Here is a 26104-nt window from a genome sequence, read left to right as displayed (position 1 = left end):
GTCGGGCTACACCGTGGGCTCAGTCGCCGAGGCGCAGGCCGGTCTTGGTGTCGAACAGGTGCACGTGGCCCGACTGCGGGCGGACCCAGATGGACTCACCCTTCATCGGAGGGCGGCGGCCGTCGACACGTGCCACGATGTCGTGGCTCTGGCCGTCCAGCGTCGTGTGGCCGTAGACGTAGGCGTCGGCGCCGAGTTCCTCGACGACGTCGACCTCGACCTGGAGGCCTTCACCCTGGGCAACAGTCTCAAGGTCTTCCGGGCGGGAGCCGAGGGTCACGGTCTGGCCGTGGGCCTCTTCGAGGACGTCGCGCGGTACCGGGTAGACGGTGCCGCCGAACTGCACGCCGCCGTCGACGACGGGGAGTTCCAGCAGGTTCATGGCGGGGGAGCCGATGAAGCCGGCCACGAAGACGTTCTTCGGCTTGTCGTAGAGGTTGCGCGGGGTGTCGACCTGCATCAGCAGGCCGTCCTTCAGCACGGCGACGCGGTCGCCCATGGTCATGGCCTCGACCTGGTCGTGGGTCACGTAGACCGTGGTGACGCCGAGGCGGCGGGTCAGGGACGCGATCTGGGTGCGGGTCTGGACGCGCAGCTTGGCATCAAGGTTGGACAGCGGTTCATCCATGAGGAAGACCTGCGGGTTACGCACAATGGCGCGGCCCATGGCAACACGCTGGCGCTGGCCGCCCGAGAGGGCCTTCGGCTTGCGGTCCAGGTACGGTTCGAGGTCGAGCAGCTTGGCAGCTTCACGGACCCGCTCGGCGCGCTCTTCCTTGCTGACGCCGGCGATCTTCAGTGCGAAGCCCATGTTGTCCGCGACAGTCATGTGCGGGTACAGGGCGTAGTTCTGGAACACCATGGCGATGTCGCGATCCTTCGGCGGAACGTCCGTAACGTCACGGTCACCAATGAGGATGCGGCCGGAGTTGACGTCCTCAAGACCTGCGAGCATACGCAGGGAGGTCGACTTTCCGCAGCCGGAGGGTCCAACGAGGACCAGGAATTCGCCATCGGCGATATCAATGTTGAGCTTGTCAACAGCGGGCTTTTCGGTGCCCGGGTACAGACGTGTTGCGTTGTCAAAAGTAACTGTAGCCACAGTTATCAATCCCTTCACCGGCAGGTACGTGCCGGACGATCCGTAGTGAATGGTCTTTTTATGCAGTTGTTAATTTAATTGTGGGTTTTCATGCGCATACTCCTCGGCCGAAGCCGAGGAGTATCCAGTGACACCGCACGGTAGCTGTGCGCCACATCACAAACAGAGTATGTCAGATTTTTGGCATTTGGGCCAAAATGTTACGGATGTCACAGGTGATGCTGCCCACTCGGGGGCTGCCGGCTGCGTTTCCCGGTAACGGCTTTCAGTGATCCAGGGCGCGTTTGCGCTCCCGCAGGAGGGCCTCGAGCAGTTCGCAGATGTGGACCGGCGCCTCCACCCGGAACTCGGCCTGGGTGAAATCGAGCCCCACCTTGACGCCCAGATCGCCCGGGACAAGGCTGGCGAGGGCGTCCTCGTCGGTGGTGTCGTCCCCGGCGAAAACCACGGCTGTGGCCCCGGTGGCCTGCCGCAGGAAGGAAATGCCCTCTCCCTTGGAGGCGTTGACTACGGACGTTTCCAGGACCCGGTGTCCGGTCTTCAGGAAGACGCCGCGCCGGTCCTGCAGGACCGCCCGCGCCGCGGCGACGGCGTCCTCGGCGACGTCGGCTGCCGCGAGCCGCGTGTGCAGGACGACGCCGGCCGGCTTGTCCTCCAGGAGGGTCCCGGGCGCCTGCTCCACGATCCCCTCGAGTTCCTTGCGGACCTCGGCCAACAGTTCGCGCTGGGCATCGTCGAGCATGAGCTGCGAGGAGCCCGGCCCCATCCAGACCTCTGCGCCGTGGCTGCCGATCAGCAGCGTCTCTTCCGGCGGGGAGGCGACGGCCCGCAGGCTGTCCAGCGCGCGGCCGGAGATGAGCGCCGTCGTGGTTTCGGGAAGTTCCGCCAGCGCCGCGAAGGCGGCCGCGGAGCGCGGGAGTGCGCGGGCATCGGCCGCATGGTCCACGAGGGGTGACATGGTGCCGTCGAAGTCCATCGCCACGAGCAGGTGCTCGGTGCCGGCGACGCGGCGCACGGCGGCCAGCAGCTCGGGGCTGAGCGAGAGCCGGGCCGTGCCTGAATCGTGGGTGTCGGGATCGTTGGCGCCTGAATTGTCAGTACCGGTGGCGTCAGGAGTCATCGCGAATAACCTTTTCGGCAAGGGCGGCCAGGAAGTCGGAGGACCAGAGGTCGACGTCGTGGTCCAGAATCTGCTTGCGCATGGCCCGCATGCGTCGGGACGCCTCGGCGGGCGCCATGTGGACGGCCTTCATGACGGTGTCCTTGAGGCCGTCGATGTCGTGCGGGTTCATCAGCAGCGCCTGTTTGAGCTGGTCGGCGGCGCCGGCAAACTCGCTGAGCACCAACGCGCCGTCGTTTTCCGTCCGGGCCGTGACGTATTCCTTGGCCACCAGGTTCATGCCGTCGCGCAAGGCGGTGACGAGCATGACGTCCGCGGCCAGGTACAGCGACACCATCTCCTCGATGGGGTAGCTGTGGTGCAGGTAACGGACGGCCGTGTTCTGCATGGTGTCGAAAGTGCCGTTGATGTGGCCCACCGTGCCCTCGACCTCCTCGCGGAGCAGGCGATACTGTTCCACGCGTTCCCGGCTGGGGCTTGCCACCTGGATCAGGGTCGCATCCTCCACGGTGAGCTTGCCGTCCTGCAGCAGTTCCTCGTAGGCCTTGAGGCGGTGACGGATGCCCTTGGTGTAGTCGAGGCGGTCGACGCCGAGCAGGATGGTCTTGGGGTTGCCGAGGTCCCGGCGGATCTGCTGCGCGCGCTCAACGACGACCGGATCCTTCGCCAGCTCGCTGATCTGCTTGACGTCAATGGAGATGGGGAATGCCTGGGCCCGGGCGATGTGGGTGGTTTCGCCGTCGGCGCCCCGGACATGGACCTGCTGCTGCTTGACGCTGGCGCCCAGGAAGCGCCGGGCCGAGCGCATGAAGTTTCCGGCGTCGCTGCTGCGCTGGAAGCCCACCAGGTCCGCGCCCAGCAGGCCGTCGATGATGGCACGGCGCCACGGGAGCTGGGCGAAGATTTCCGGCGGCGGGAAGGGGATGTGGTTGAAGAAGCCGATCTTCAGGTCTGGCCGGGCCTCCCGGAGCAGCTTCGGAACCAGCTGGAGCTGGTAGTCCTGCACCCAGACGGTGGCGCCCTGGGCCGCATGGCGGATGACGGCGTCGGCGAACCTCCGGTTGACCTTCCGGTAGGAGTCCCACCAGGTGCGGTGGAACTCCGGCGGGGCGATGACGTCGTGGTAGAGCGGCCACAAGGTGGCGTTGGAAAAGCCCTCGTAGAAAAGTTCGATGTCGTCCGAGCTCAGCTGGACCGGGATCAGGTCAATGCCGCCGTGGCTGAAGGGCTTGACCGTCTCGTCGGGGGCGCCGTGCCAGCCCACCCAGGCGCCGTCGGTCTTGGTCATCATCGGGGCCAGCGCTGTCACGAGACCGCCGGGGGAGCGGCGCCAGCCGTCCTCGCAGCCGGCCTCGTCCGCGGAGCAGCGGTCAACCGGGAGCCGGTTGGACACCACCATGAAGTCGAACTGATCCCCGCCCCTTGCTGCCGCTCCGTCGGTGGCCGTCCGTGCCGCTTCAGTGGTGCTTTTCTCGCCGTCGCCGGCTTTGTCCGTTGCTTCCATTGGTGCCCCCTGGGGTCCGCTCGTGGCTCTCCATCAACCCTAGCGGCCCGGAATCTTCCGGGCTATTCGTCCGTTGGGCAGGGCGGAGGGGAAAGTTGAAAGCGCAAGTTCTCGGGTTTCTCCCCTAAAATGATGAAGTTGCCACTGAGTGGACCGTCCCTGGCCGAACGACCCGAGGAACCAATGAGCCCCGCAAACGAACCCCGACAGTCTAAGGCAGAGCGCACTGCCGCGGCGCGTGAGAAAGCCCGTGAGATCCGTGAGGCGCAGCTGAAGAAAGAGAAGCGCAACAAGCTGCTGATCGGCTGGGGCATTGTTGCCGCCGTCGTGGCCATCATTGTGATCGTGGCGCTTGTGGTCACCACCAACATCAAGAACAACGCCCCGGTTGCCGACGAGGGACCCACCCCGGCCAACGGCAACATCCACGGCGGCGTAACGCTCCTGGCGAACACGGAGGTTGTCAAGAGCGATCCCGCAACCGTGAAGCTGTCCGACCTCCCGGCAGCCCCGGCCACGCCGCCGGCAACGGTCACGGCCCCGGGCGCCGAGGCGGAGGCCGGCAAACCCGTCAAGGTGGTCCTCTACATCGACTTCATCTGCCCCGTCTGCAAGAACTTCGAGGCGCAGTACAACGAGACGCTCACCAAGTTGCGCAATGAAGGCAAGATCACGGTGGAGTACCGCCCGCTTGGCTTCCTGGACAGCCGGTCCACGACCAACTACTCCTCGCGCGCAGCCAACGCCGCAGCCTGCGTGGTCAACGAATCCCCGGAGAAGTACTCGGACTTCGTCGATGCGCTGTTCGCGAAGCAGCCGGCGGAAGGCAGCGCGGGTCTCTCCGACACTGAGCTGAAGAAGTTGGCCACCGACGTCGGGGCCAAGAGCATCGACCAGTGCATCGATGACAAGACGTACCGCCCGTGGGTCAAGCACACCACACAGGAGGCCGCGGTGATCGGCGTGACCGGCACACCAACCGTGTTCGTCGAAGGCAAGCAGTGGGGCGTCGGCGACAGCGCCCAGACTCCGTTTGACCAGTACCTGCAGGCCGCAGTCGACGCCAAGAAGTAACCGTCCACGGCACGCTTGCCGTTGAAGGCCCGGCCCCGGAGTATTCCTGGGCCGGGCCTTCGTTTTGGCCGTCTGTCCGTGGCCGGGGGTTGCGTTTCTCCCACGGTTTTTCCTACCGGGCGTCGGTGGGCTAACCTTGTCTAGCGTCCTGACGTCCGCGCCATTTTTTGGCCGGATGCCGGAAAGCGCAAGGAATGCCTCCTTAGCTCAGTTGGCCAGAGCACCGCTCTTGTAAAGCGGGGGTCGTCGGTTCGAATCCGACAGGGGGCCCCACGAACCCCTCCGTTCCGGCGATCTTGCCCGGATACGGAGGGGTTTTCTTGTGCCTGAAGAGGTGGCGCGGCGCGCTTTCCCCGGTTCGGGTCAGGACCGCTGGCCGTTCCCGCGCTTCCGGAGCCGCCGCAGCACAAAGGACAGCGCAACCGCCGCGGCGCCGCCGACTACGAGCACCAACCCGAGCGTGACCGGCGCGGGGACGCCGGTTTCGGCCGCCGGCGCGCCTTGGCTCGAGGGCGAGGCTGGAGCCGGGGAGGACCGTGGCAGGGGCGACGCCGGCGCGGACGCAGCAGGGGCCCGGCCGGCAGCCGATGCGGCGGCGGGCGGTGTGGCAGCGGCAGGCGGGGCCGCCAGAAAGACGTCGCTCACCGCTCCCATGATGAAGCGGTCGCCGGGAACGAGGGTCTGCACCACCCGGGTTGAGGTTTCCAGTGTGGTGGAGACGCACCCCGCCGAGACCCGGTTGCCGGCGCCGAAGAAGATTGCGTAGTCCGCGCCCGGGACCGGTATGGCATCCGGCAGGCGGTTGTAGTTGATGACGGCCGCCTGCTCATAGGTGCCCTGGTTCATCCAGTACCAGAGGTTTTCGTCGGCGGTTGATCCGCCCTCCACGTAGTTGTTGTACGTGGGACTGCCCGGTCCGCCCCACCGGGATCGCCGATTGACCGTGTGGTACAGCAGCCGGGTGCCGGGATCCGCCCGGCCCAGGGCCTCGGTGGCAGAGAACGAGCCGGTGGGTGAGCGGGACTGGCCCTCCCTCAACTGCCCCTCCGGGGCGAATCCGTTCCTGCCGATGAAGCCGGTCTGTTGCCACTCCTGGACAAACCCGTCGCCATCGCGGACGCAGCCGGTGATCAGCACGGTGTTCTGCGAGGCGTCAGCGGCCGTCACGAAGACCACCCTGGTGGCGGTGCCGGCGCTGTACCGGGTCTGATGTGCGCTCAACTTCGCGCAGGGCGCTGTCTCCTGGAGGGATGCGTGGGCGGCGGGCGGGAGCACCGAAAGGCCCCCCGTAGCAACTGCCGTGAGCAGCAATATCCCACAAGTATGGCGTAGGGCCATGGGCCCATTTTAGTTCGCTGCGTGCGGCCCGGCCCCGGCCGTGGGTGGATGCCGTGGATTGCCCTGCAGATCCATGGCTTCATGGATCTGCAGGGCAAACCACAATTGCGCCAGCGTGGAGGTTTCGGACATATCAAGGCCTGTCAGCTCACTGATCTTCCGGATGCGGTAGATGATGGTTTGCCGATGCGCGAACAAGGCCGCCGCTGTTTTCTGCCAGGACCGTTGCATGTCAAGGAACGTCTTCAGCGTGAGGATGAGGTCTCCGTGCTCTCCCTGTTCGTACTCGAAAATAGGTCCGAGGAGCCGCTGGACCAGTGCGTTGCCTTCCTCAAAGCTGGTCAGCCCCAGCCACGAGGGTCCCTCGGCATAGCGGACCAGCCGCTCACCGGTGCTTGATGCCGTCCCAAGTGCCCATGTCGATTCCTGAAGAGCCCTCTGCGCTCCAGCGGCCGCGGACGGCCGGCTGATCCCGATCTTCACGTCCAAGGGGACGGCATGCCGCAGCAGATCGTCAGAACAATCCGAGGAGACGGCCAAATGCAATGTATTAAATGTGCGCTGGCACGCCGTTGCATAGCCGTGTCGCCAAAGATCAACGTGGACTCCAGCCAGGCGCTCACCGTCGTCGCTGGACATGGAGACGATGAGGAATTCCCGCGACGAAATCCCGAACTCCGGCAGCCGGCTTTCAATTTCGGCGATGCCCAGACGCCCGTCAAAGGCCTGCAAAAGGAACTCCGCGCCCAGCCGGCGCTGGTTCTCGAGGGACAGCACCGTCCGTGACAGCTCCAGTCCCAGGACCGTGGCCGCATGTAGCAGCACCACAGCATCCGGGAGCGGCTCGGATTTCGGTAGGACCACCAGAAGCGCGTTTGCGTGAGTCGGGATGTCCGTCATCATCAGGTGGCTGTCCCCGAAGCGGTGCCACTGGAATTTCTTGCTGGCCACCGGCAACTCGCTGGTCAGCGGTTCAAGATGCTGCTTTAGGTCCGGCGGCAATGCCTGGCCTCCGGGATGCCAGGCATGCAGGCACCTCCGATCAACCACGAAGAGGCTGGCATCGAGTTCGGCTTCGATGGCCTGGACCAGGCTTAGCCAGTTGCCCTCAGATGGCCCGGCGAGCCGCAGCAGGTCATAGATGCGGGCCGTCTGGCGCAGTCTGCGGGACTCCTCGAGCAACGACGATTCGGCGACCGAACGTGCAATGGCGATGAACGGAAGCGGGTACGGGATGTTGATGACCGGCAGCGGCAGGTGGTCGCAGACTTCGAAGAACTCGGGAAGAAGCTCTGGGGCATGCATCTGCTCGCCGATCGCCAGCGCGCTGGCACCTGCGTCGACCAATGCCTCGGCAAGCGCAACCTGTCCCTCGGGATCCGCCGGGATGGAGAGCCCGTTGGTCATCATGAGCTCGCCGCCGGTGACCCACTCCCACAAGCGCGGGAGGTCGGAGGTGTGGGCCCACGAGACCCGGTTGCCCAGGCCGGCGGAACCCGCCAGCAGGGTCAGGCCCAGCTGCGGTTCGGCCAGCAGCTCGGCCACGGTGATCGCCATGCGCGGGTCCTGTTCACGAGTCGGGAGGCCACCCTAAAGCGACTTATACATATGTATAAACCCCTCGGTTATTTGTAGTCAATCGACGCATATGCCACGTGACGCCGATCACTAATAGTTAAGGCATAGACCTCAACCGGCGCAGGAGCACAGCTCGGAAAGAACATTGCCAGGCCGGCTGAAACCACAGCAACTGGAGGACCCCCCGTCATGACTACGCACAAGCCAATCGGCCCCGTCGACGCAACGAAAGTCCCCCGCTACGCGGGCCTGGGCACCTTCGCCCGGCTTCCCCAGATCGACCGTGTGCCGGACTACGATATCGCGATCGTCGGTGTCCCGTTCGACGGCGGCACCTCCTACCGCCCCGGCGCCCGCTTCGGCCCGGCTGCTGTCCGTGAAGCGTCGCGGCTCCTGCGCCCCGGCTACCACCCGGAGCTCGACGTCGAGCCCGTCTACGAGGCCCAAGTTGTAGACGCCGGCGACATCGCCTGCACCCCGTACGACATCTCCCGCGCAGTCCGCGAGATCGAGGAGCAGGCCCTCCCGCTCCTGGGCGACGCCGGCTCCGGTAAGGGGCTCATCTCCATTGGCGGCGACCACACCATCGCGCTCCCGATGCTGCGGGCATTGAACAAGGTCCACGGCCCGGTGGCACTCCTTCACTTCGACGCACACCTGGACACCTGGGACACCTATTTCGACCAGCCGGTCACGCACGGAACCATCTTCCGCCGGGCGTTCGAAGAGGGCCTCCTCGTCGAGGACAGGTCGATGCACGTGGGCATCCGCGGCCCTGTCTATGACCGCAACGACTTCCTCCGCGACCACGAGTTCGGCTTCCAGATCATCCGCTGCTCGGACCTGGACGTCATCGGAGTTCCGGCCGCGATCCAGCGCGTCAAGGAGCGGCTGGGCGACACCCCGGTCTATGTCTCCATCGACATCGATGTCCTCGACCCGTCCTACGCACCCGGCACCGGCACCCCCGAGATGGGCGGGCTCCACTCCCGCGAGTTGCTGGCGCTGCTCCGCGGACTGGACGGCATCAACATCGTGGGCGCCGACGTCGTCGAGGTCGCCCCGGCCTACGACCACGCAGACATCACCACAGTCGCCGCCGCGACCCTGGTCTTCGACCTCCTCGCCCTGATGGTGAACCGCAGCAAGGCCTCAGCCAACGCCGCTCAAGAGCTGCAAACCGCCACCGTTTGAGCCGTAGTGGCAGGGTATCGCCCTTGATTTGTACATATGTATGAACAGGTTTACGGCAACTATTCAATCGCCGGATGTTCACCGTGACGAATGTCACGAATGATTAATACAACAGATCCCGTGCTCGACGAAGCGCCGGGACAGAACAAAGAGGTTCCCCATGTACTCCCGGAACGCATCATGAGCACTCATCCCACTCACGCCGTCACGGCCGAAGTGCCCCGGCTCGAAGACAAGACCATTCAACCCATCCCGGCCGACGAACGCCACGGAAAAGCCCGGGACCTTTTCACCATCTGGTTCGGTTCCAACATCATGATCATGACCATCGTGACCGGGGGACTGGCGACCACGGTGTTCGGGCTCAGCTTTGTGCCCGCCATCGTCGCAATCATCATTGGAAACCTTGTCGGTGGCATCTTCATGGCACTGCATTCGGCCCAAGGCCCGCAGCTGGGCGTGGCGCAGATGATTCAGACCCGGGGCCAATTCGGTTCCTACGGGGCTCTGCTGATCGTTGTGATCGTGGTGATCATGTACGTCGGGTTTTTTGCGGCGAACCTCGTCTTTGGCGGTCAAGCACTGGCCGCAGTCAGCCCGGGCATCAGTGTTGACACAGGCATCATTGTCATTGGCGTCCTGAGCGTCATTGCCACCATCTTCGGCTACCGGCTCATCCACGCCTATGCCCGCGTTTTGAGCATCGTGGCCGGTCTGGCGCTGGTGCTGGCCTTCGTCTGGATCCTGGCCGTCCACGGATTGCCGGCCAGCTTCCTGGACCAGGGAAACTTCAACTGGGTGGGCTTCATGGCCACCATCTCCGTCTCCGCCCTCTGGCAGCTCGCCTACGCCCCCTACGTCTCGGACTACTCCCGCTACATGCCTCAGGGCACCGGCTCGGCCCCTGCGTTCTGGGCATCCTACTCGGGCTGCGTCTTGGGAACACTCTTCCCGATGGTGTTGGGTGCCTTGGTGGGAACGCTTGCCCTGGCACTGATCAACGATGGCAGCACCGTAGAAATAGTGGGGAGCCTGGGAGCCATGCTCGGGCCATGGACCATGGTGATCATCGGAATCTTCTGCCTCGGCGTTGCCGCGTCGAACGCCATGAACCTCTACTGCGGGGTCCTGTGCACCCTCACCATCGGGCAGACGTTCAGGCCGGCGTGGTTGCCCCACGCCAAGACCCGGACCATTGCGGCGATCCTCATCTTCACCCTGGCCCTCCTGATCGCGCTGTTCGCCCGCGACAATTTCATCTTCTTCTACACGAACTTCCTCTCCTTCCTGATGTACGTCCTGGTTCCCTGGACGGCCATCAACCTGGTGGACTACTACCTCCTGCGGCACGGCGATTACAGGGTTGAAGACTTCTTCAAGCGCGACGGCGGGGTATACGGAAGGTTCAACTGGGTTGCGATCGGAGCCTATGTTGCCGGCGCGCTGATCCAGGTTCCGTTCTCGGCAACAGCGGTGTTCACCGGCCCTATTGCCGCAGCGATGAACGGCGTGGACGTCTCCTGGATTGTTGGCCTGGTGGTCGTTGCACCCCTTTACTACTTTGCGGCGCGGGTGTTCCGCAAGAAGTCGGAGGCAGCCCCCTTTCAGTCGCCTGCATTCGCAGCTGAACTGATTGAGGCCCCTCGGGCCTAACGCCCACCGAGGGCGGTGCGCCCGTCACGGGCGGTATGGCCACCCCGGGCGTACCGCCCTCCCCACACAAACTCCGGCGCCGAGACCGGCGCAGAAAGCAAAGGCCAAATATCATGACACTCACTGACCTCGAGCGGTTCACAGTCCGCCGCTCTTCCACTGAGCAAAGCAGCGAGAGCGTTTTGCCTTCGGTTTCGCCTCCGGCGGGGCACTTCATAAATGGATCGTTTGTTGCCGGTTCCTCCACCCGGCTCATCGACGTCGTCGACCCCACCACAGAGCAGGTCATCACATCCGTTCAGGCAGGTACAGCCTCGGACGTGGACGATGCGGTTGAGGCGGCCGTGGCGGCCCAGAAGTCCTGGGGCGCCACGACCCCGAAGGAACGGTCCGAGGTGCTCACCCTGATCGCCAACACCATTGAAGCCAACCGCGAAGCCTTCGAAATCATCGAGTCCGCCAACACCGGCAAACCGCGAACGGTTGCGGAGGACGATGTCTCCAGCACCATCGACACGTTCCGGTTCATGGCCGGGGCTTCCCGCACGCTGACGTCCATGGCAGGTGGCGACTACGCCACCGGGCATACCTCGGTGATCCTCAGGGAACCCGTCGGCGTCGTCGGCGTCATCACCCCGTGGAACTACCCGCTGCTGATGGCTGCGTGGAAGATCGCGCCCATCCTGGCCGCCGGGAACAGCATCGTCCTCAAGCCTTCGGAACAGACCCCGCTCTCGACGCTAAAGCTGGCAGAACTGGTGGCCGGACGCATCCCCGATGGAATTCTCAACATCGTGACCGGACAAGGCCGAACCGTTGGGCAGCGGCTCGCCGAACACCCTGATGTCGCCCTCATTGCGTTGACAGGGAGCGTCGTCAGCGGACAGGCGGTGGCAGAGACCGCGGGCAGGTCCGTCAAGCGCGTCCATCTGGAACTCGGCGGCAAGGCCCCTGTAGTTGTCTTCCCCGACGCCGATCTCCGAGCGGCCGCCGCCGGTGTGCGGAACGCCGGCTTCTGGAATGCCGGCCAGGACTGCGGCGCCGCCTGCCGCGTACTGGTCCACGAATCCGTGGCTGAGGAGTTTACCGAGCACCTGGTACGGGAAGTCGGCACGCTCGTCGTCGGCGCCCCGGACGCCGGGGACGACGTCGAAATCGGTCCCATGATTTCGCGCCCGCACTTCGAACGCGTGAAGGAATCGCTTGCCGAGGCAAAGGCTGCCGGTCTCCAGGTGGCTATCGGCGGTTCGGCACTGGACGGCCCCGGCTTCTACATTGAACCCACAGTGATCAGCAACGTACCGGCCGGGGCGCATATTGCTACCCACGAGATCTTTGGCCCCGTCGTCACCGTCGAGTCATTCAGCTCGACCGAAGAGGCCGTTACCCGGGCAAACGAGAGCCCCTATGGCCTTTCCGCCTCGGTATGGACGCGGGATTCGAGCCTCTCGCTCAGTGTGCCGAAGCGACTCGATTTCGGCACTGTCTGGGTCAATTCGCACTTGGTGCTGGCCTGCGAGGTTCCGTGGGGCGGATTCAAGGGATCCGGCTACGGCCGCGACCTCTCGCTGTATGCCCTGGACGATTACTCCCGGACCAAGCACGTCATGATCAACCACGGCGCATGAGCGTTAAGACCAGGATCGGAGCCCGGCAATGACCACCACGAATCATCACCACTCGGCGTCGTCGGCGCGCGCCGCGACCCCGTCCTCTCCCTTCGGGACAGACGTAACCTGGACCAACTGGGGCGGCAACCAGAGCGCCACGCCGGCATTCACCGTCCGGCCGCGGAACGAACAGGAAGCGCTCGACGCCGTCCGGTTCGCCATCCGCGAAGGCCTGCCCGTCCGCGCCGTCGGCTCAGGGCATTCGTCCTCGCCGCTTGTGCAGACCGGCGGCGTCCTGATGGACATGTCCGCGCTCTCGGGAATCACCGGAACCGACCTCATGCGGCGCCGCGCGAGGGCCCTGGCCGGCACCACCATCAACGCCTTTGGCGATCCGCTGTGGGAGCAGGGGCTGGCGCTGGGCAACCAGGGCGACATTGACAAGCAGCAGATCGCCGGGGCGCTCGCCACCAGCACGCACGGCTCCGGAAAGAACCTGGGCAGCTTCTCATCAGCCCTGCGCTGGGTCCGGCTGATCAACGGCTACGGCGAAATCGTCGAAATCGGTGAAGGGCAGCTGCGCGAACTCAGGGCCGCCCAGGTCGCCTTGGGGACGCTCGGAATTTTCCTCGAGGTCGAACTGGCGGTCGAGGACCGCTACTACCTGCAGGAGGAGATCACCTATCCCACGTGGGCGGAGACGGCGGCAACCTGGCAGGCCGACATCGACGCGAACCGGCACTACTCGTTCCTCTGGTGCCCGGACGATGACTCCTGCGAGCTCCTGGACCTGCCCGGCTCGCCGGGACAGGGCATGGCAAACCGCAGCTACACCAAGCGGTACAACATTGCCCAGATCCAGGACGAGAGTGAAATTGCCACGACGGAGGGTGCCCGGCTGGACCGGTCCTACCGAATCTATCCGGGCGGATTCACCACACCGTTCCATGAACTCGAGTACTTCGTTCCCAGCGAGCACGGCCTGGAGGCCGTCGAGGCTGTCCAGGACCTGATCCGCACCAGGCATTCCGACCAGAAGTACCCCGTCGAGGTCCGCTGGGTGAAGGCCGACGAAGGCTACATGTCCCAGTTCCAAGGACGCGACACCACTGTCATCACGCTGACCACTGAACCCGGGACCGACTACTGGCCCTTCTTCCGGGATGCAGACGCGGTGCTGCAGGAATTCGAGCCGCGTGCCCACTGGGGAAAGATCCACTTCATGACAAGGAGCCGCCTCGAGCGCCTCTACCCGGAGCTTGACACCTTCATCCAGGTTCGCCGGGAATTCGACCCCCGCGGCATGTTCCTTAACGACCACACCCGTGCCCTCGTGGGCTAAACCAGCAATCTAGGCACTCCCGGCTAACCAGGCAATTCCGGCGTATGCCCCCGAACCGTGACCGGGGGCATACTGCCCGCCCGGCCACAAGCCAACCCGCTACAACAAATGGGGAAGAGAAGACATGAGCCATTTTCAGGACAAGACCTACCTTGTCACCGGAGCCAGCTCAGGCATCGGCCTCGCGACCACGCGGGCCCTGCTGGCGCAAGGGGCCAAGGTTGCGGCAGTGGCGCTCCCGGACCGTCTGCTCGATGACGCAAAACGCCAACTGACCGGCGCAGTGATCTTCGTCGAAGCCGACGTATCGGAGTCCCAGCAAGTCGATAACGCCTTCGCCCGGGCGGAAGCCGAACTCGGACCGCTGAGCGGGGCCTTCAACGCCGCAGGAATCTCCAGTGTTGCGCCCATCGCCGAAACCTCAGACGAGCTGTGGCAGAGACTGATCCGCGTGAACCTGTCCGGTACCTTCCACTTCGCCAGGGCAGCAGCGCGAACGCTCTCATCCAACGGCGGCGGATCTCTGGTTTGCACTGCCAGCGAGCTGTCACTGGTCGGCCAGGCGGGCTACTCCGCGTACACCGCGACCAAGGGCGGCGTCCTGTCGATGGTGCGGTCCTTGGCCGCCGAACTTGCCCCGGCCGGGATCCGGGTCAACGCACTGTCCCCGGGCACGACAGACACCCCGATGCTGGCGGCCGAGTTCGCGAACGGAGAAGAACGCGCCAGGGACGAAGCGTCCGTACCGCTGGGCCGGTTCGCCCTGCCGGAGGAGATCGCAGCCGCGGCGCTGTGGCTGCTGGGCCCCGATTCCTCATATGTCACGGGAACAAACCTTGTTATCGACGGTGGTCGAACCACCACGTTCCCACTCGGACATTGACTTCCAACACGCACTGAAAGGCGAAATCACATGAGCTCTGTCCTGGTCACAGGTGGTGCCGGATTCACCGGCCGCCACATCATCAACGAACTTGCCGACGCCGGGCATCATACGGTCAGCTACAACCGGGACTTCCTCGAGGCGCCACGCCCCGACGTCGTTTCCGTTCAGGGTGAACTGTTCGATATTCCGCGCCTCCTGGAGATATTCAAGGAGCACGACGTCGACACCATCGTCCACACTGCCGCAATATCCCACCCGACGTATTCCCTGAGCTTTCCCCTGGCAACCTTTGCGGCCAACGTCGAAGGAACAGTGGCGGTTTTCGAGGCAGCACGACTGCACGGCGTCAAGAGGATCGTCTTCTTCTCTTCCGAGTGCGTGTACGGAAAGACCTCAGCACCGGTAGTTCTCGAATCGGAGCCGGCAAATCCCACGACGCCTTACGCCGTGACGAAGGTTACCGGGGAATGGCTCGGCCAGGTCTACGGCGACAGGTACGGAATCGACGTCATCTCCCTGCGCATCGGCCAGGTTTACGGACCCGGAAACCGCATGGACGAAATCATGCGGGACATCATGCGCGGCGTTGTCCGTGACGGTTCATTCTCACAGGATCACGGGGCCGACCACCGCTACAACCTGGTCTACGTCCGCGACGTCGCCCGCGCCATCCTGGCGGCAGTCCAGGCACCGCAAACAGCCCCGACCAGGCCGCTGGCCTACAACATCTCCGGCAGCGAGTACTGGACACTCAGCGACGTCGTCAAGGAAGTTCGGATCGCATTCCCGGAGGCCACTGTGGAGATCGGGCCGGGGACGGATCCAACCCTGGACCTGCAGGGACATTTCAGCATCGCTTCCGCAGCCGCGGACCTGGGCTATGAACCGGCCTGGCCGCTGCAGCGGGCTCTCGGCGATTACGCCGATTGGCTCTCCACGCATGACTTCTGACCCATTTCTTCTGAGCTTTTTTCTGATTCATAGGGGCGATCATGACATTCGATAAAAGCGGCTGGAGGCAAGGGGCCGCATGCGTCGCCGCGTTGACCTTCGACGTCGACGCCGAGTCCCCTGTCCTGGCCGCCGGCCGACGCTATGCCGACAACGCAATGGCGATGACCCACCAGGCGTTCGGACCCAAGGTGGGTGTTCCCCGGATTCTCCAAATGTTGAAAGACGTGCAGCAGCCGGCGACATTCTTCATTCCAGGCGTCACTGCGGAACGATATCCGCACATGGTTGAACAGGTCCTGGAAGCCGGTCATGAGATCGCGCACCACTCACACACCCACCGCACGGCGGTGAACATGAGTTTCGACGACGAACGCGCCGACTTCGACCTGGCGCTTGCCGCACTCGGGCGCTTCGGCATTTCTCCCAAGGGGCACCGCGCCGCACTGTGGGAGCCCTCTTGGCAGACGCCGTCGTTGGTAGCTGAGTATGGGCTGAAATACGATTCCAGCCTGATGGACGCGGACGTTCCGTATCTCATTGAAACCCCCGCAGGAACGGTTGCCGAGCTCCCCCCGCACTGGAGCCTGGATGACTGGGAGCAGTATGCCTTCCTTCCGGAACCCAAGATTGGTGAAATCATCCAGTCGCCACTGGTCGTGGCGGATATGTGGATTCACGAGATCGACGCCATGCGACGTCATGGCGCCCTTTTCATGCTTACGTGCCACCCGTTCCTCACCGGGCGGGCGGGACGGCTGGAGGCGCTGCGGACCGTTATCGAAACTGCGCTGGAACGAGGCGACGTCCGCTTCTCGACCTGCGAAGCACTCGCGGAAGCGGCGCTCGGTGACCCCGCGTTGATTGCCGAGCCCCTCAACCCAGTTACAGCATCCGCGGAGCTGTATCCGGACTTCTAAACCCCGGACTTCTAAACCTCCGACGACTAAGCCCCGGACGGCTAGCCCGTCGCCACCGCGAACATTGACCATCCCGAACACGACCGGCCAAGGGTGCGCCCTTGGCCTGTGATCAGCCACGCCCGCCACGCGTTGTGAAGCTTCAACCCTCAGACCGACCCAGCGAAAGAAGGCCCATAGCAATGAACTCCCCGTCCCAGCTGTTGCCGGACGCACCTGGTCCAACGCAGGCGCCCAATCCTGAATCCCTCCAACTGAAACGGGAAATGGGGTTCTGGTCCTCGTTCTCCTTGGCGTTCGCCTTCATGTCACCGATCATCGGCTTGTACGGAGTTTTCGGCTTGGCGCTGCTGGCGGCAGGTCCGGCGTTCTGGTGGGGTCTGTTGGTCGTCCTCTTGGGCCAGGCTCTGGTGGCTGCCGTACTTGCCGAGCTCGCTTCACGGTGGCCTGTTGCCGGCGGGGTCTGCCTTTGGTCCCGGTCCCTTCTCGGGCACACCTACAGCTGGTACGCCGGATGGGCCTACATCTGGACCCTCATCATCACAGTTGCCGCTGTTGCCTTCGGCGGCGGCACATTTCTGGCGTCATTGCTGGGCATGGAACAGCCCGACATCACAACAAAAATCATGCTGGGCGCCGTCGTCTTGTTGGTGAGCACCATTGCCAACTCCGCCGGACGGAAATGGCTGAGCCTGCTGGTGACGGTGAGCATCGTGTGCGAGGTCATCGCCAGCCTGGGAGTCGGGCTGGTCCTCATCATCTTCCATCGCCGGAATTCCCTCAGCACGATTCTGGACGCTTTCGGAACCGCGCCCGACACAACCGCATATGTCTTTGGGCCCTTCCTCGCCGCAGTGGCAATCATCGGATGGTCGTTTGTGGGATTTGAAAGTGCGGGTGCAATTGCCGAGGAAGTCCGATCTCCCGAACGCAGAGTGCCGCGGGCCGTCCTGACGTCCCTGGTCACGGTGGCATCTGTCATCACGTTTTCCTGCCTGGCGCTGCTCCTGGCAATCCCGGACATTGACGCCGCCATGTCGGGGGCAGACCCGGACCCGATTACCACAACCCTCACTGCCAATCTTGGCGAGGGAATCACCAAGCCGCTCCTGGTGACCATCGTCCTGGGATTCATCGCGGGGACAGTGGCGCTGCAGGCGGCCGTGTCGCGATCGATTTTCGCGTTCGCCAGGCTGGATGCCCTGCCGGCGGCCAGGGTCCTGAGGCGTCTCAGCAAAACGGACAGACTGCCCATCAACGCGCTGCTGGTCTCGGCGGCCGCTTCGCTGGTTGTTCTGGCGCTGTCGGCATCGCAGGTGTACGGCGCCCTCATTGCCTTCGCGACGGCGGGCTTCTACGTGGCATTCATCTTTCCGGTGCTGGCCGCGCTGATAGCTCGGCTGAAAGGACAGTGGAAGGCCGGACAGTTCAGCCTGGGTGTTCTTGGGCCAGTGGTGAACGTGGCCGCGCTGCTGTGGTTGGGTTTTGAAATCCTCAATATCGCTTGGCCGCGGCAACCGGAAGCGCCCTGGTACCAGAACTACGCGGTGATTGTGGTGTTCGTGCTGCTGGGCCTGGCGGGTTTTGTGGTGGAGAAGCGCCTGCGTCCACGCAATAGCCGCACCCTGGCAGCGGCGACGGAGACAGAACCAGAGCCGGAACTGTCCACAAGTCGCCGTTAGAGCGATGCATAGATCCTGCCGGCTACTGTCAGTTGGCCGTTCGTTTGGTAGAGGGCCGAAGGGCCCAAGATCGGGTCGGAGGGCCCTCTGGCATACCACGCGAACCGTTCGACGAAGGGCATCGCCCTCATCCCGGCGACAGCAGCCCGCATGAAGCTGTGCACGTCTCCGCGGGTGTACCGGGAGGGGCGCGAAGGGGTCGCCGACCAGTCAGCGACGGAAAACTCGGTAACCCACACGGGCCTTCCATACTTCTCGTGCAGATCCCTGACCTTCGAAAGGAAGCTCTCAGCATTTGGCCAGCCGTAGCAGTGCATCGTCATGAAGTCGACGCGCAGGTTGGCCCTGGCAGCCTTGGTCATGAACTTGTCCAGCCAGGGGCTGGTTGCACTGACGGTGCTCGGGGACCCCAGCCTGAGGCCGGTGGACTGGAGCAGGGGCCACAGCCGGATGGCCTCGTCGACGGACATGTTGGCCTGACTGGAGAAGTCCGGCTCGTTGAAGCCGAGAAGGTTTTTGGTTCTCGTTACGGGAAGCTGGCGGATCACGTCGTCGATGGAATTATTCTGCACCAGAGCTTTTCCGCTCCAGACCATCGGGACGAATCCTGGGTTGGTGGTGACGGTATATTTCGATCCCCACGAGTAGTACCAGCTGGCGTTGAGGGCCCGGATCTGCCGGAGCGCCAATGCGTCTGTGCCCCCGCGGGCTGCGCCTTTGAGCGCCTGGGGCCGGGCCCCGGCCGCGGAGGCGGGGGCCGCGGAAAGAACCCCTGGAAGGGTCAGGGCGGCCAGCGGTAATGCGAGAAATGTCCGGCGTTCCATGTGTATTCCTTCTCTCGATGCGAAGCAGGTCGAGACCAGGATCTGACGCGAGTGACGCTACGCCGGCGTGCCGGCATCGGGTAGATTCGTTCGGCCCTACTGACAGCAAACGCACGGCTTTGCCCCGCAGCAGGGGGCAAAGCCGTGCGCTGTCTTTTGCCGTGGAGGCTACTCCGGAACCACCAGGGCGGGGGTGTCCTTCCGGATGGTCTCGCCCCGGAAGAAGCCCGGCTGCAGTTTCGCGGTGACGAGCATGACCACCACGCCCAGGGCAAGGATGCCGATGCCCAGGATGAAGACCAGGCCCACGCCGAAGACCTCGGAGCCGCTGCCGAATTCCGGCGCCCAGCTGTCCACGGCGGTCTGGAAGAAGACCACGGTGAGGACCAGACCGCCGAGCACCGGGAACAGCAGCCGCATGAAGACGTTGCGGACGCTGGAGAACAGGCTGTGCCGGAAGTACCACGTGCAGGCGAACGCGGTGAGGGCGTAGTAGAAGCAGATCATCAGGCCCAGGGCCATGATGGTGTCGTTGAGTACGTTCTCGCTCACCACTTTCATGACGGCGTAGAAGCCGCCGGACAGCAGGCCCGCAACCAGCGTGGCGTAACCGGGGGAGCCGAAGCGCTTGCTGACGGATGCGAAGCGCGGCGGCAGGGCACCGTAGTGGCCCATCGCCAGCAGGCTGCGGGCCGGGGAGGCCATGGTGGACTGCAGCGAGGACGCGGTGCCGGACAGCACGGCCAGGGACATCAGGATGGCGAGCGGGCCCATGACGGGGGAGGCCAGCGCCGCAAAGACGTTCGCCTGGTTGTCCGGGTTGTTCAGGCCGATGCCGTCGACTCCGGTGCCAGCCACCATCATGGTGGCCACGATGACGGCGAGGTAGAGAGCCAGGACGGCCACCGCCGTCGTTGTTCCCGCGCGGCCGGCGGTGCCGCGGCCGCCCTTGGTTTCCTCGTTGACGGTGAGGCAGACGTCCCAGCCCCAGTAGACGAAGACGGCCAGTGACATGCCGGCGGTGAACTGCTCGAAGCTCTCGATCTTTGCCGGGTTGAACCAGTCCCAGCTGAACGCAATCGCGGTGCCGGAGTCGCCCGAGGCCGCGTGGCCGAGCGCCATGACGATGAAGACGGCCAGCACCAGCACCTGGAAGCCGACCATGCCGTATTGCACGAGCTTGGTGGCGTGCAGGCCGCGGTAGCTGACCCAGACAGCCAGGGCCACGAACACCAGGCAGGTCACGATGTTCACGGCAGTGTTGGAGGTCAGGTCCGCGAGTTCGGGGTTGTTGAACACCTGGGCGAGGAAGAGGTAGAAGAAGTCCACCGCGACGCCGGCTAGGTTGGAAAGGACAATGATGTTGGCGGCCAGCAGCCCCCAGCCGCCCATCCAGCCCACGAACGGGCCGAACGCCTTTGTGGCCCACGTGAAGGTGGTGCCGCTGTCCGGGGAATCGGCGTTGAGCTCCCGGTAGGCGAAGGCCACCAGGATCATGGGGATGAACGCGACGATGAAGATCGCCGGCAGCTGCACGCCGACGGCGCCGACGGCGGGTCCCAGCGAACTGGTCAGGCTGTAGGCCGGTGCCACGGAGGAGATGCCCAGGACGACGACGGCGAGCAGGCCCAGCTGGCCGCCCTTGAGCCCCTTGCCTGTGATGCCGTGCTTGGAACCGGCCGGGTCGACGACGTCGTGCGCGGTGGCGGTGCCGTCTTCGCGGCCGATGGTGTGACTCATGGCTGATCTGCTTTCTGGGAGGCGGTTGGTTGCTGCTGGGTGATGCAGTGGATGCCGCCGCCGCGGGCGAAGAGCTCGCGGGCGTCGATGCCCACCACTGTGCGGCCGGGATAGGCATCGCTGAGGATGCGCAACGCTTTCTCGTCCATCGGGTCGCCGAACGTGCAGGCGATGACGCCGCCGTTGACCACCAGGTGGTTGATGTAGCTGTAGTCGACGAAGCCTTCCTCGTCCGTGAGGGTTTCCGGGGCGGGGACCTCGATGATGTTCCATTCGCGGCCGGCCGCGTCCCGGGTGGTGGCGAGATGGCTGATGATGTCCCGGCTGACCTGGAAATCGGGGTGCGCGGGGTTCTGCTGGGAATGGACAAGCAATGTGCCGGGGGACGGGATGGCGGCGACGATGTCGACATGGCCGCGGGTGCCGAACCGTTCCGAATCCCGGGTCAGCCCCCGCGGAAGCCAGACGACGTGCGTGGTGCCCAGCGTCCGGGCCAGTTCGGCCTCGACGTCGGCCTTGCTGAGTCCCGGGTTGCGGCCCGGATCCAGCTGGACCGTCTCGGTGACGAGGACCGTGCCTTCACCGTCGACGTGGATGCCGCCGCCCTCGTTCACCAGAGGCGAGACGAGGTGGCTGGCCCCGGAGCGTGCCGCGACGGCTGCTGCCACAAGCGAGTCCTTGTCCCAGGCGGCCCAGTCCTGGCCGCCCCAGCCGTTGAAGACCCAGTCCACGGCGCCGAGCCGGCCGGCGTCGTCCAGCACGAACGTGGGGCCGATGTCCCGCATCCAGGCGTCGTTCAGCGCGGCGGTGACCACCTCGATCTCGGGGCGGAGGTACCGGGCGGCGGTCTCGACGTCGTCCGGGGCCACCAGCATGGTGACGGGTTCGAAATCCACGACGGCGTTCGCAACGGCGGCCCAGACGGAACGGGCGGCGTGGGCTTCTTCCGCTGTCTCGCCCAGCGTGTAGCCACCGGTGGGAAACGCCATCCAGACGCGGTCCTGGGGTGCCGTTTCGGACGGCATCCGCCAGGCGCTCACGCCGTGGCCTTCTGGAGGGTGGCCTTCCGCGTGTCGAGACCGAGCGGGGCGTCGGGGCGCACGGGTTCGGTCAGCCGCGCGTAGGTGTCCGGGCGGCGCGTGGCCAGGAACGGGAAGAGCGTGAGCCAGTCCTTGCGCTGGTCAAGGTCCAGATCCGCGACCAGCACGGCGGATTCGTTCCGCGGCGCCTGGGCGAGGATCCGGCCGTAGGGATCGGAGATGAAGGACGAGCCGTAGAAGTTCAGCGTGCCTTCGCTCCCGTAGCGGTTGGGGGCCACCATGAACAGTCCGTTGGCAATCCCGTTGCCCACTATGACCTGCTGCCACAACGGCTGGGTATCGAAGTCCGGGTGGTCCGGCTCGGAACCGATGGCCGTGGGGTAGACCAGGAGTTCTGCCCCGCCCAGGGAGTAGATCCGCGCTAGTTCGGGGAACCATTCGTCCCAGCAGGTGGGCATGCCCAGCCGTGCGCCGCCGAGTTCGGCGGGGGAGTGGACCTCGTAGGCGTCCTCGCCCCCGGGGCCCTGGCGGAAGAACTTGTCCTCGTGGTAGCCGGCCGTGACGGGGATATGCAGCTTGTGGGTGCGGCCCAGAAGGTCGCCATTGGGGGATACCAGGATGGCGGTGTTCAGGCCCAGGCCGTCGTCGGAACCGTCCGGGTTCCCGGCCTTCTGGTACAGCGAGGCGTGGACGCAGACGCCGTGCCTGCGGGCCGCGTCCGCCGCGAAGCGGAACGTGGGGCCGGTGAGCAGGTCCTCGGCGATGTCCGAGGGCCGCGGGCGCGTGGCCCCGCCCCGGGCGGTGTCGTTCTCCGGAAGCGTGTCCGCCGGGTAGCGGGACAGGGTGAGCTCGGGCAGGAAGACGACGGCGGCCCCCAGTCGGGCGGCGCGCCCGATGCCTTCGTCCAGTTCGGCGCGCAGGGCCGCGGCATCGGGCTGCCAGCGGTGCTGCACGACGCCGACGCGCAGCGCGGGCCGGTTCGATGGTTCGGTCCGGGCGAGGGAGGGCGGGGCGTCGAGGGACGTGTTTTCGATCATGGCTACTCCAGTGAGACGGGGGTCACGTAAATGAACGTTGTTCATTTAGTATTGGGGGCGATGGCGGCGCGGGGCAAGACCTAATATGAATAAAGTTCATTTATTTATTCGCGGCGATCCAGCATCTGTGCCCGGCCGCGGCGCGGGCTCGTTCAGAGCCTGTTCATGCCCGTTCAGAGCCGTTCGGGGCGCGGGCTGGGCGCGGGCCGTAAGGCCCTAGACCGCGGAATGGGCACGGCAGAATCTGGGCGTATGACTCCAACGAATCCTGGGCCCGCTCCGGTCATCAGGCCCGCCCAGCTCAAGGAACAACCGACGGCGGTGGTGCACGAGACTGTCCCGATGAACGCGCTGCGGGACTTTTTCGGCCGTGCCTTCGGTGCCGTCATGGGCGCGGTGCAGCAGCAGCATGTCCAGCTGGCCGGACCTCCGTTCGCGCTGTACCGTGGCACGCCGACCGACGTCGTGGATGTCGAGGCGGGGTTTCCTCTCGCCGCACCCTTCACGAATCCGGGCGGCGTGGACACGGCGGTCCTCGCCGGGAGCCTCCCCTCGGGCCGGGCCTACGAAGCGATGCACATCGGTCCCTACGAATCACTGCAGCAGACGTACGGCGCGATCATGGCGCGGATGCGGCAGGACGGGGCGAGCCCGGGGGAAGCAATGTGGGAGTACTACCTCACCGATCCCGGCGCCGAACCCGACCCGGCGAAATGGCAGACCCTGGTGGTCTGGCCGGTCGCCTGACCTGCCTGCCTAAACCGCCTATCTGAAACTCTATTTGAACCGCCCAGCCGACGCGCACGGCCGGGCTTCGGGCGGGGCCGCTGCCCCGGTTTTCCGCGGCCCGACAGACTCGTTGTGTCTGATTGGCCACACTATTCCTTAACTCCATGCATAATGTCCTAAACTGCTTCACTGAGGTGCCTGAAATGGCGCTGCGCAGCAACGAAAGTGAACCCCAATATGGCTACCGATTACGACGCCCCACGCAAGACTGAAGAAGAATCTCCCGCTGAGTCGCTGGAGGCCCTGCAGGCGTCCCGCGGCGGCGGCGCCCAGACTGCTGTGATCGACGTCGACGAGAACGACACCGCTGAAGGCATCGATCTCCCGGGGGCGGATCTGTCCGGCGAAGAGCTGACCGTCATTGTTGTTCCCGAGCAATCCGATGAATTCACCTGTGCCTCCTGCTTCCTGGTCCGTCACCGGTCCCAGGTTGCCCTGGAAAAGAACGGCATGAAGTACTGCCGCGACTGCGAAGGCTAAGAACCTTCCAGCAGTCTCCGCACGAAGCGCCGGACCCGCGAGGGGGCCGGCGCTTCGCCGTTCCGGCCCAGTCCGTCGCAGCTCCTGCCCGGCCCGGCGCGTTATCTGTTTGTAAACGAATCTCGAAGGACCCGTCGCAGACATCCGTCCGTGACCGGCGACGAGCCACGCTAACAGTTGGGCGCCGAAATGGTGGGCGGCCTCGCCCGCCGGTTCGGGCCCGCCTACGCTGAAAGCGTCTGACAGTGCTGGCGCTCCCGGTTCCCCGCCCAGGCTGCCTGTCCAGACAAAGCAGGCAGTTCAGTGCGTTCAATATCGGAGCAGTTCAGTGTCAGGCGGTGGCCGCATTGATAAAGACCCAGCTGAAGACGATCCAGCTGAAGATCCAGGCATTGCTCGCGGCAGTGTTGATGGCCGCCGGCCTGGGGCTGCTTGCGCCGGCGCCGGCAGCCGCGGACCCCTACTGCGGGCTGGTCTGGGGTTCGCTGATGAAAACAGATCCGGCCCTGAGCCAGGCCCAGGTGGTGAGCGTCCGGAGCGGCCAGCACTACTGCTTTGATCGGCTTGTCATCGACCTGAACGGCCCCGTGGCCGGCTACACCGTCCGCTATGTTCCCCAAGTGGTGCAGGACGGGTCGGGCCTGCCGGTCCCGCTGCGGGGCCAGGCCTTCATCCAGCTCACGGTCAACGCGCCAGCGTATGACAGCAACGGCAACTCCACGTACAACCCGGCGGACAAAAACGAACTCGTGAACGTCAGCGGTTACCAGACGTTTCGCCAGGTGGCGTGGGCGGGCAGCTTCGAGGGATACAGCAGCCTGGGCCTGGGGGTCCGTGCCCGGCTGCCGTTCCGGGTCCTTACCTTGACCGGGCCGGGCACCGGGTCACGGCTCGTGGTGGATGTGGCGCATTTCTGGTGAGGCGGCGGCGCTCGCCGGGCGCGTTGGCTAGAGCGAGTTGAGCTCGGCCCGGAGCGGGTAATCCCGGCCGTCGAGCACGAGCTGGGTGCAGCGTCCCGTGCTGCGGTTGAGGACGATCGGGGCCATGAGGTTGACCGTGGTGGAACCGGGGGAGTGGTTGAGGACGATCAGTACCTGCGGTGCCTCGGACTCCTGAAAGTCCAGGGCCTCCAGCGCTGCCACCGGGATGGGCGGGGCGTAGCTGGGCGCAAACACGGCGGCATCGGCCAGGAACAGACGCACCGGGGTTGAAGCGGCTTCCAGGGCGTACAACCCGGCCGCGCCCTCGACGCTGCGCAGGCTGAAGTCATGCAGATCCTCGAAGCCCGGCATGGGGGCCGTGAAGGCGACAGGCAGGTTGGCGACGGGAGTGTCCATGACCGGGGCACTCACCGCAGGAAGTCCATCAGCGTGGGTTGAAGCACCCGCGCCGTCGCGGCCAGGGCCACCTGGTAGTTAGTCTCCTGAAGCTTCAGGTCCATGATGACGCTGCCAAGATCTGCCTTCTCAATGCCGGTCTTCTGTGCATCCAAGGTGGCCTCCAATTCTGTGTTGACGCTGCTGGCACGTTCCAGCTGTGCCTGGCGGGTTCCGATCTCGGACCGCCCGTCGACGATGTTGTTAAAACCAGTCTCCAGGGTGTCGAGCTGCGACTGTGTTGGGGCCGCTCCGCCCCTGAGCGCGTCGGCTAGCGATTTGACCGTGTCAAAGACTGAGCCCGTTCCAACGCCGAAGATACCTTGGCCGTCGGCGTCGACCCTCACGGTCTGCGTGGCACTGAAGCGACGTTCAACAGGGCTGAGCCCGGCACCGTTGTATGAGGGCGGTATGGGACCGCTAAAAGCTTCCGGGGCATCCGAATTCCCGGCAAAGATGTTCCTGCCGAGGTGCTTGGTGTTGGCGATTGAGAGGAGCTCGCTGTTAAGGGCGTCGAGCTCGATGGCGATGGCGTCCTTTCCGGACTGGGGCAAGGTGCCGTTGCCTGCAAGGACTGTGAGGTCCTTAACCCGGTGCATCACATTGGTGGCCTGCTCGAGTGCAGAATCCGCCGCCGTCAGCCACGTGTTGCCGTCGTCGATGTTGCGGCCATACTGGGCGTTGGCGGCCAGGAGGGCACGGGTCTCGAGGGCCTGAGCGGTGGCTGCAGGATCGTCCGAGGGCCGAGAGATCTTGTTGAGAGTGCTTGCCTTCTCCTGCAGCTCGGCCAGCCTGGACTGCTGGGTCTGCAGGGTCCGCTGGGCGGCTGAGCTCATAGTCAGGTTTGTTACCCGGTTCAGCATA

Annotated in this window: 23 protein-coding genes and 1 tRNA gene; 13 read left to right on the top strand and 11 right to left on the bottom strand. The window is 64.9% G+C overall.

Annotated features, from left to right (window positions below):
• Positions 1–19: 19 nt before the first annotated feature.
• The 3 genes from ACFVTM_RS20470 to ACFVTM_RS20460 all read right to left on the bottom strand — a co-directional run bounded on the left by ACFVTM_RS20470 (position 20) and on the right by ACFVTM_RS20460 (position 3726).
• Complete coding sequence (locus ACFVTM_RS20470; protein ID WP_018775851.1) at positions 20–1102, bottom strand: ABC transporter ATP-binding protein; 1083 nt, start codon at positions 1100–1102, stop codon at positions 20–22.
• Between the two features lie 265 nt (positions 1103–1367).
• A complete protein-coding gene (gene otsB / locus ACFVTM_RS20465) occupies positions 1368–2222 on the bottom strand; it encodes a trehalose-phosphatase (protein ID WP_390205856.1) in 855 nt (284 codons plus the stop codon).
• Positions 2212–3726 (bottom strand): trehalose-6-phosphate synthase, encoded by a 1515-nt coding sequence (locus ACFVTM_RS20460; RefSeq protein ID WP_390205855.1) that lies wholly within the window; start codon positions 3724–3726, stop codon positions 2212–2214. Before ACFVTM_RS20460 ends, otsB begins: the two co-directional genes overlap by 11 nt.
• 183 nt (positions 3727–3909) lie before the next feature.
• Between ACFVTM_RS20460 and ACFVTM_RS20455 the strand changes: the two genes are divergently transcribed.
• Both ACFVTM_RS20455 and ACFVTM_RS20450 read left to right on the top strand, forming a co-directional pair.
• Complete coding sequence (locus tag ACFVTM_RS20455; protein ID WP_390205853.1) at positions 3910–4800, top strand: DsbA family protein; 891 nt, start codon at positions 3910–3912, stop codon at positions 4798–4800.
• 196 nt (positions 4801–4996) lie between these two features.
• Positions 4997–5073, top strand: a tRNA-Thr gene (locus tag ACFVTM_RS20450).
• Between the two features lie 90 nt (positions 5074–5163).
• On the opposite strand, the gene ACFVTM_RS20445 is transcribed toward ACFVTM_RS20450, so the two are convergent.
• Positions 5164–6021, bottom strand: coding sequence for a hypothetical protein (locus ACFVTM_RS20445; protein ID WP_390205851.1), 858 nt, complete (start codon positions 6019–6021; stop codon positions 5164–5166).
• A gap of 126 nt (positions 6022–6147) precedes the next feature.
• Positions 6148–7695: a PucR family transcriptional regulator gene (locus ACFVTM_RS20440; RefSeq protein ID WP_390205850.1), complete on the bottom strand. Its 1548-nt coding sequence runs from the start codon at positions 7693–7695 to the stop codon at positions 6148–6150.
• Positions 7696–7905: 210 nt separating this feature from the next.
• Between ACFVTM_RS20440 and speB the strand changes: the two genes are divergently transcribed.
• The 8 genes from speB to ACFVTM_RS20400 all read left to right on the top strand — a co-directional run bounded on the left by speB (position 7906) and on the right by ACFVTM_RS20400 (position 17954).
• Positions 7906–8910, top strand: a complete 1005-nt coding sequence (gene speB, locus ACFVTM_RS20435) for an agmatinase (protein ID WP_390205848.1) — start codon at positions 7906–7908, stop codon at positions 8908–8910.
• A gap of 99 nt (positions 8911–9009) precedes the next feature.
• On the top strand, positions 9010–10563 hold the full coding sequence (locus tag ACFVTM_RS20430) for a purine-cytosine permease family protein (protein WP_390205847.1): 1554 nt from the start codon (positions 9010–9012) through the stop codon (positions 10561–10563).
• A gap of 113 nt (positions 10564–10676) precedes the next feature.
• Entirely contained in the window at positions 10677–12191 is a 1515-nt protein-coding gene (locus ACFVTM_RS20425; RefSeq protein WP_390205845.1) for an aminobutyraldehyde dehydrogenase, read from the top strand.
• 28 nt (positions 12192–12219) lie between these two features.
• Positions 12220–13515 carry a D-arabinono-1,4-lactone oxidase gene (locus ACFVTM_RS20420; protein ID WP_390205844.1) on the top strand — a complete coding sequence of 432 codons (1296 nt, stop codon included), beginning with the start codon at positions 12220–12222 and terminating at the stop codon, positions 13513–13515.
• Positions 13516–13639: 124 nt separating this feature from the next.
• A complete protein-coding gene (locus tag ACFVTM_RS20415; RefSeq protein WP_390205843.1) occupies positions 13640–14398 on the top strand; it encodes an SDR family NAD(P)-dependent oxidoreductase in 759 nt (252 codons plus the stop codon).
• Positions 14399–14428: 30 nt separating this feature from the next.
• Positions 14429–15352 carry an NAD-dependent epimerase/dehydratase family protein gene (locus ACFVTM_RS20410; protein WP_390205842.1) on the top strand — a complete coding sequence of 308 codons (924 nt, stop codon included), beginning with the start codon at positions 14429–14431 and terminating at the stop codon, positions 15350–15352.
• Between the two features lie 41 nt (positions 15353–15393).
• Positions 15394–16272 carry a polysaccharide deacetylase gene (locus tag ACFVTM_RS20405; protein WP_390205840.1) on the top strand — a complete coding sequence of 293 codons (879 nt, stop codon included), beginning with the start codon at positions 15394–15396 and terminating at the stop codon, positions 16270–16272.
• 266 nt (positions 16273–16538) lie between these two features.
• A complete protein-coding gene (locus ACFVTM_RS20400; protein WP_390205838.1) occupies positions 16539–17954 on the top strand; it encodes an APC family permease in 1416 nt (471 codons plus the stop codon).
• Here ACFVTM_RS20400 and ACFVTM_RS20395 read toward each other — a convergent pair.
• The 4 genes from ACFVTM_RS20395 to ACFVTM_RS20380 form a co-directional block, all read right to left on the bottom strand.
• Positions 17951–18778 carry a glycosyl hydrolase gene (locus ACFVTM_RS20395; RefSeq protein ID WP_390205836.1) on the bottom strand — a complete coding sequence of 276 codons (828 nt, stop codon included), beginning with the start codon at positions 18776–18778 and terminating at the stop codon, positions 17951–17953. The two genes, ACFVTM_RS20400 and ACFVTM_RS20395, sit on opposite strands and share 4 nt — an antisense overlap.
• 168 nt (positions 18779–18946) lie before the next feature.
• The gene (locus ACFVTM_RS20390) at positions 18947–20518 is read right to left on the bottom strand and encodes an APC family permease (protein ID WP_390205835.1); all 1572 of its coding nucleotides are present in this window, start codon (positions 20516–20518) and stop codon (positions 18947–18949) included.
• Positions 20515–21558, bottom strand: a complete 1044-nt coding sequence (locus ACFVTM_RS20385; RefSeq protein ID WP_390205834.1) for an agmatine/peptidylarginine deiminase — start codon at positions 21556–21558, stop codon at positions 20515–20517. Before ACFVTM_RS20385 ends, ACFVTM_RS20390 begins: the two co-directional genes overlap by 4 nt.
• The gene (locus ACFVTM_RS20380; protein WP_390205832.1) at positions 21555–22595 is read right to left on the bottom strand and encodes a nitrilase-related carbon-nitrogen hydrolase; all 1041 of its coding nucleotides are present in this window, start codon (positions 22593–22595) and stop codon (positions 21555–21557) included. The genes ACFVTM_RS20385 and ACFVTM_RS20380 overlap by 4 nt, the downstream gene beginning before the upstream one ends.
• 252 nt (positions 22596–22847) lie before the next feature.
• Between ACFVTM_RS20380 and ACFVTM_RS20375 the strand changes: the two genes are divergently transcribed.
• The 3 genes from ACFVTM_RS20375 (at position 22848) to ACFVTM_RS20365 (ending at position 24784) form a co-directional block, all read left to right on the top strand.
• Positions 22848–23342, top strand: a complete 495-nt coding sequence (locus ACFVTM_RS20375; protein WP_390205831.1) for a GyrI-like domain-containing protein — start codon at positions 22848–22850, stop codon at positions 23340–23342.
• A gap of 219 nt (positions 23343–23561) precedes the next feature.
• Complete coding sequence (locus ACFVTM_RS20370; RefSeq protein ID WP_390205829.1) at positions 23562–23864, top strand: DUF4193 domain-containing protein; 303 nt, start codon at positions 23562–23564, stop codon at positions 23862–23864.
• A 410-nt stretch (positions 23865–24274) separates the two neighbouring features.
• Entirely contained in the window at positions 24275–24784 is a 510-nt protein-coding gene (locus tag ACFVTM_RS20365; RefSeq protein WP_390205871.1) for a hypothetical protein, read from the top strand.
• A 27-nt stretch (positions 24785–24811) separates the two neighbouring features.
• Here ACFVTM_RS20365 and fliW read toward each other — a convergent pair whose 3' ends face one another.
• Both fliW and flgL read right to left on the bottom strand, forming a co-directional pair.
• The gene (fliW, locus tag ACFVTM_RS20360) at positions 24812–25201 is read right to left on the bottom strand and encodes a flagellar assembly protein FliW (protein ID WP_390205827.1); all 390 of its coding nucleotides are present in this window, start codon (positions 25199–25201) and stop codon (positions 24812–24814) included.
• Between the two features lie 11 nt (positions 25202–25212).
• The gene (flgL, locus tag ACFVTM_RS20355) at positions 25213–26103 is read right to left on the bottom strand and encodes a flagellar hook-associated protein FlgL (RefSeq protein WP_390205826.1); all 891 of its coding nucleotides are present in this window, start codon (positions 26101–26103) and stop codon (positions 25213–25215) included.
• Position 26104: the final 1 nt, after the last annotated feature.

Origin of the sequence: Arthrobacter sp. NPDC058130 (assembly GCF_042884475.1) — a bacterium.
Taxonomy (GTDB): Bacteria; Actinomycetota; Actinomycetes; order Actinomycetales; family Micrococcaceae; genus Arthrobacter.
Note: the sequence above shows the minus strand (reverse complement) of the source record. Positions and strands in the feature narration are given on the sequence as shown.

Excerpts from the sequence above, each read along its gene's own strand:
- otsB (WP_390205856.1), bottom strand. The coding sequence starts at position 2,222 with ATGACTCCTGACGCCACCGGTACTGACAATTCAGGCGCCAACGATCCC.
- ACFVTM_RS20460 (WP_390205855.1), bottom strand. The coding sequence starts at position 3,726 with ATGGAAGCAACGGACAAAGCCGGCGACGGCGAGAAAAGCACCACTGAA.
- ACFVTM_RS20455 (WP_390205853.1), top strand. The coding sequence starts at position 3,910 with ATGAGCCCCGCAAACGAACCCCGACAGTCTAAGGCAGAGCGCACTGCC.
- ACFVTM_RS20440 (WP_390205850.1), bottom strand. The coding sequence starts at position 7,695 with ATGGCGATCACCGTGGCCGAGCTGCTGGCCGAACCGCAGCTGGGCCTG.
- speB (WP_390205848.1), top strand. The coding sequence starts at position 7,906 with ATGACTACGCACAAGCCAATCGGCCCCGTCGACGCAACGAAAGTCCCC.
- ACFVTM_RS20430 (WP_390205847.1), top strand. The coding sequence starts at position 9,010 with ATGATTAATACAACAGATCCCGTGCTCGACGAAGCGCCGGGACAGAAC.
- ACFVTM_RS20425 (WP_390205845.1), top strand. The coding sequence starts at position 10,677 with ATGACACTCACTGACCTCGAGCGGTTCACAGTCCGCCGCTCTTCCACT.
- ACFVTM_RS20420 (WP_390205844.1), top strand. The coding sequence starts at position 12,220 with ATGACCACCACGAATCATCACCACTCGGCGTCGTCGGCGCGCGCCGCG.
- ACFVTM_RS20415 (WP_390205843.1), top strand. The coding sequence starts at position 13,640 with ATGAGCCATTTTCAGGACAAGACCTACCTTGTCACCGGAGCCAGCTCA.
- ACFVTM_RS20410 (WP_390205842.1), top strand. The coding sequence starts at position 14,429 with ATGAGCTCTGTCCTGGTCACAGGTGGTGCCGGATTCACCGGCCGCCAC.
- ACFVTM_RS20405 (WP_390205840.1), top strand. The coding sequence starts at position 15,394 with ATGACATTCGATAAAAGCGGCTGGAGGCAAGGGGCCGCATGCGTCGCC.
- ACFVTM_RS20400 (WP_390205838.1), top strand. The coding sequence starts at position 16,539 with ATGGGGTTCTGGTCCTCGTTCTCCTTGGCGTTCGCCTTCATGTCACCG.
- ACFVTM_RS20395 (WP_390205836.1), bottom strand. The coding sequence starts at position 18,778 with ATGGAACGCCGGACATTTCTCGCATTACCGCTGGCCGCCCTGACCCTT.
- ACFVTM_RS20390 (WP_390205835.1), bottom strand. The coding sequence starts at position 20,518 with ATGAGTCACACCATCGGCCGCGAAGACGGCACCGCCACCGCGCACGAC.
- ACFVTM_RS20380 (WP_390205832.1), bottom strand. The coding sequence starts at position 22,595 with ATGATCGAAAACACGTCCCTCGACGCCCCGCCCTCCCTCGCCCGGACC.
- ACFVTM_RS20375 (WP_390205831.1), top strand. The coding sequence starts at position 22,848 with ATGACTCCAACGAATCCTGGGCCCGCTCCGGTCATCAGGCCCGCCCAG.
- ACFVTM_RS20370 (WP_390205829.1), top strand. The coding sequence starts at position 23,562 with ATGGCTACCGATTACGACGCCCCACGCAAGACTGAAGAAGAATCTCCC.
- ACFVTM_RS20365 (WP_390205871.1), top strand. The coding sequence starts at position 24,275 with ATGGCCGCCGGCCTGGGGCTGCTTGCGCCGGCGCCGGCAGCCGCGGAC.
- fliW (WP_390205827.1), bottom strand. The coding sequence starts at position 25,201 with ATGGACACTCCCGTCGCCAACCTGCCTGTCGCCTTCACGGCCCCCATG.
- flgL (WP_390205826.1), bottom strand. The coding sequence starts at position 26,103 with ATGCTGAACCGGGTAACAAACCTGACTATGAGCTCAGCCGCCCAGCGG.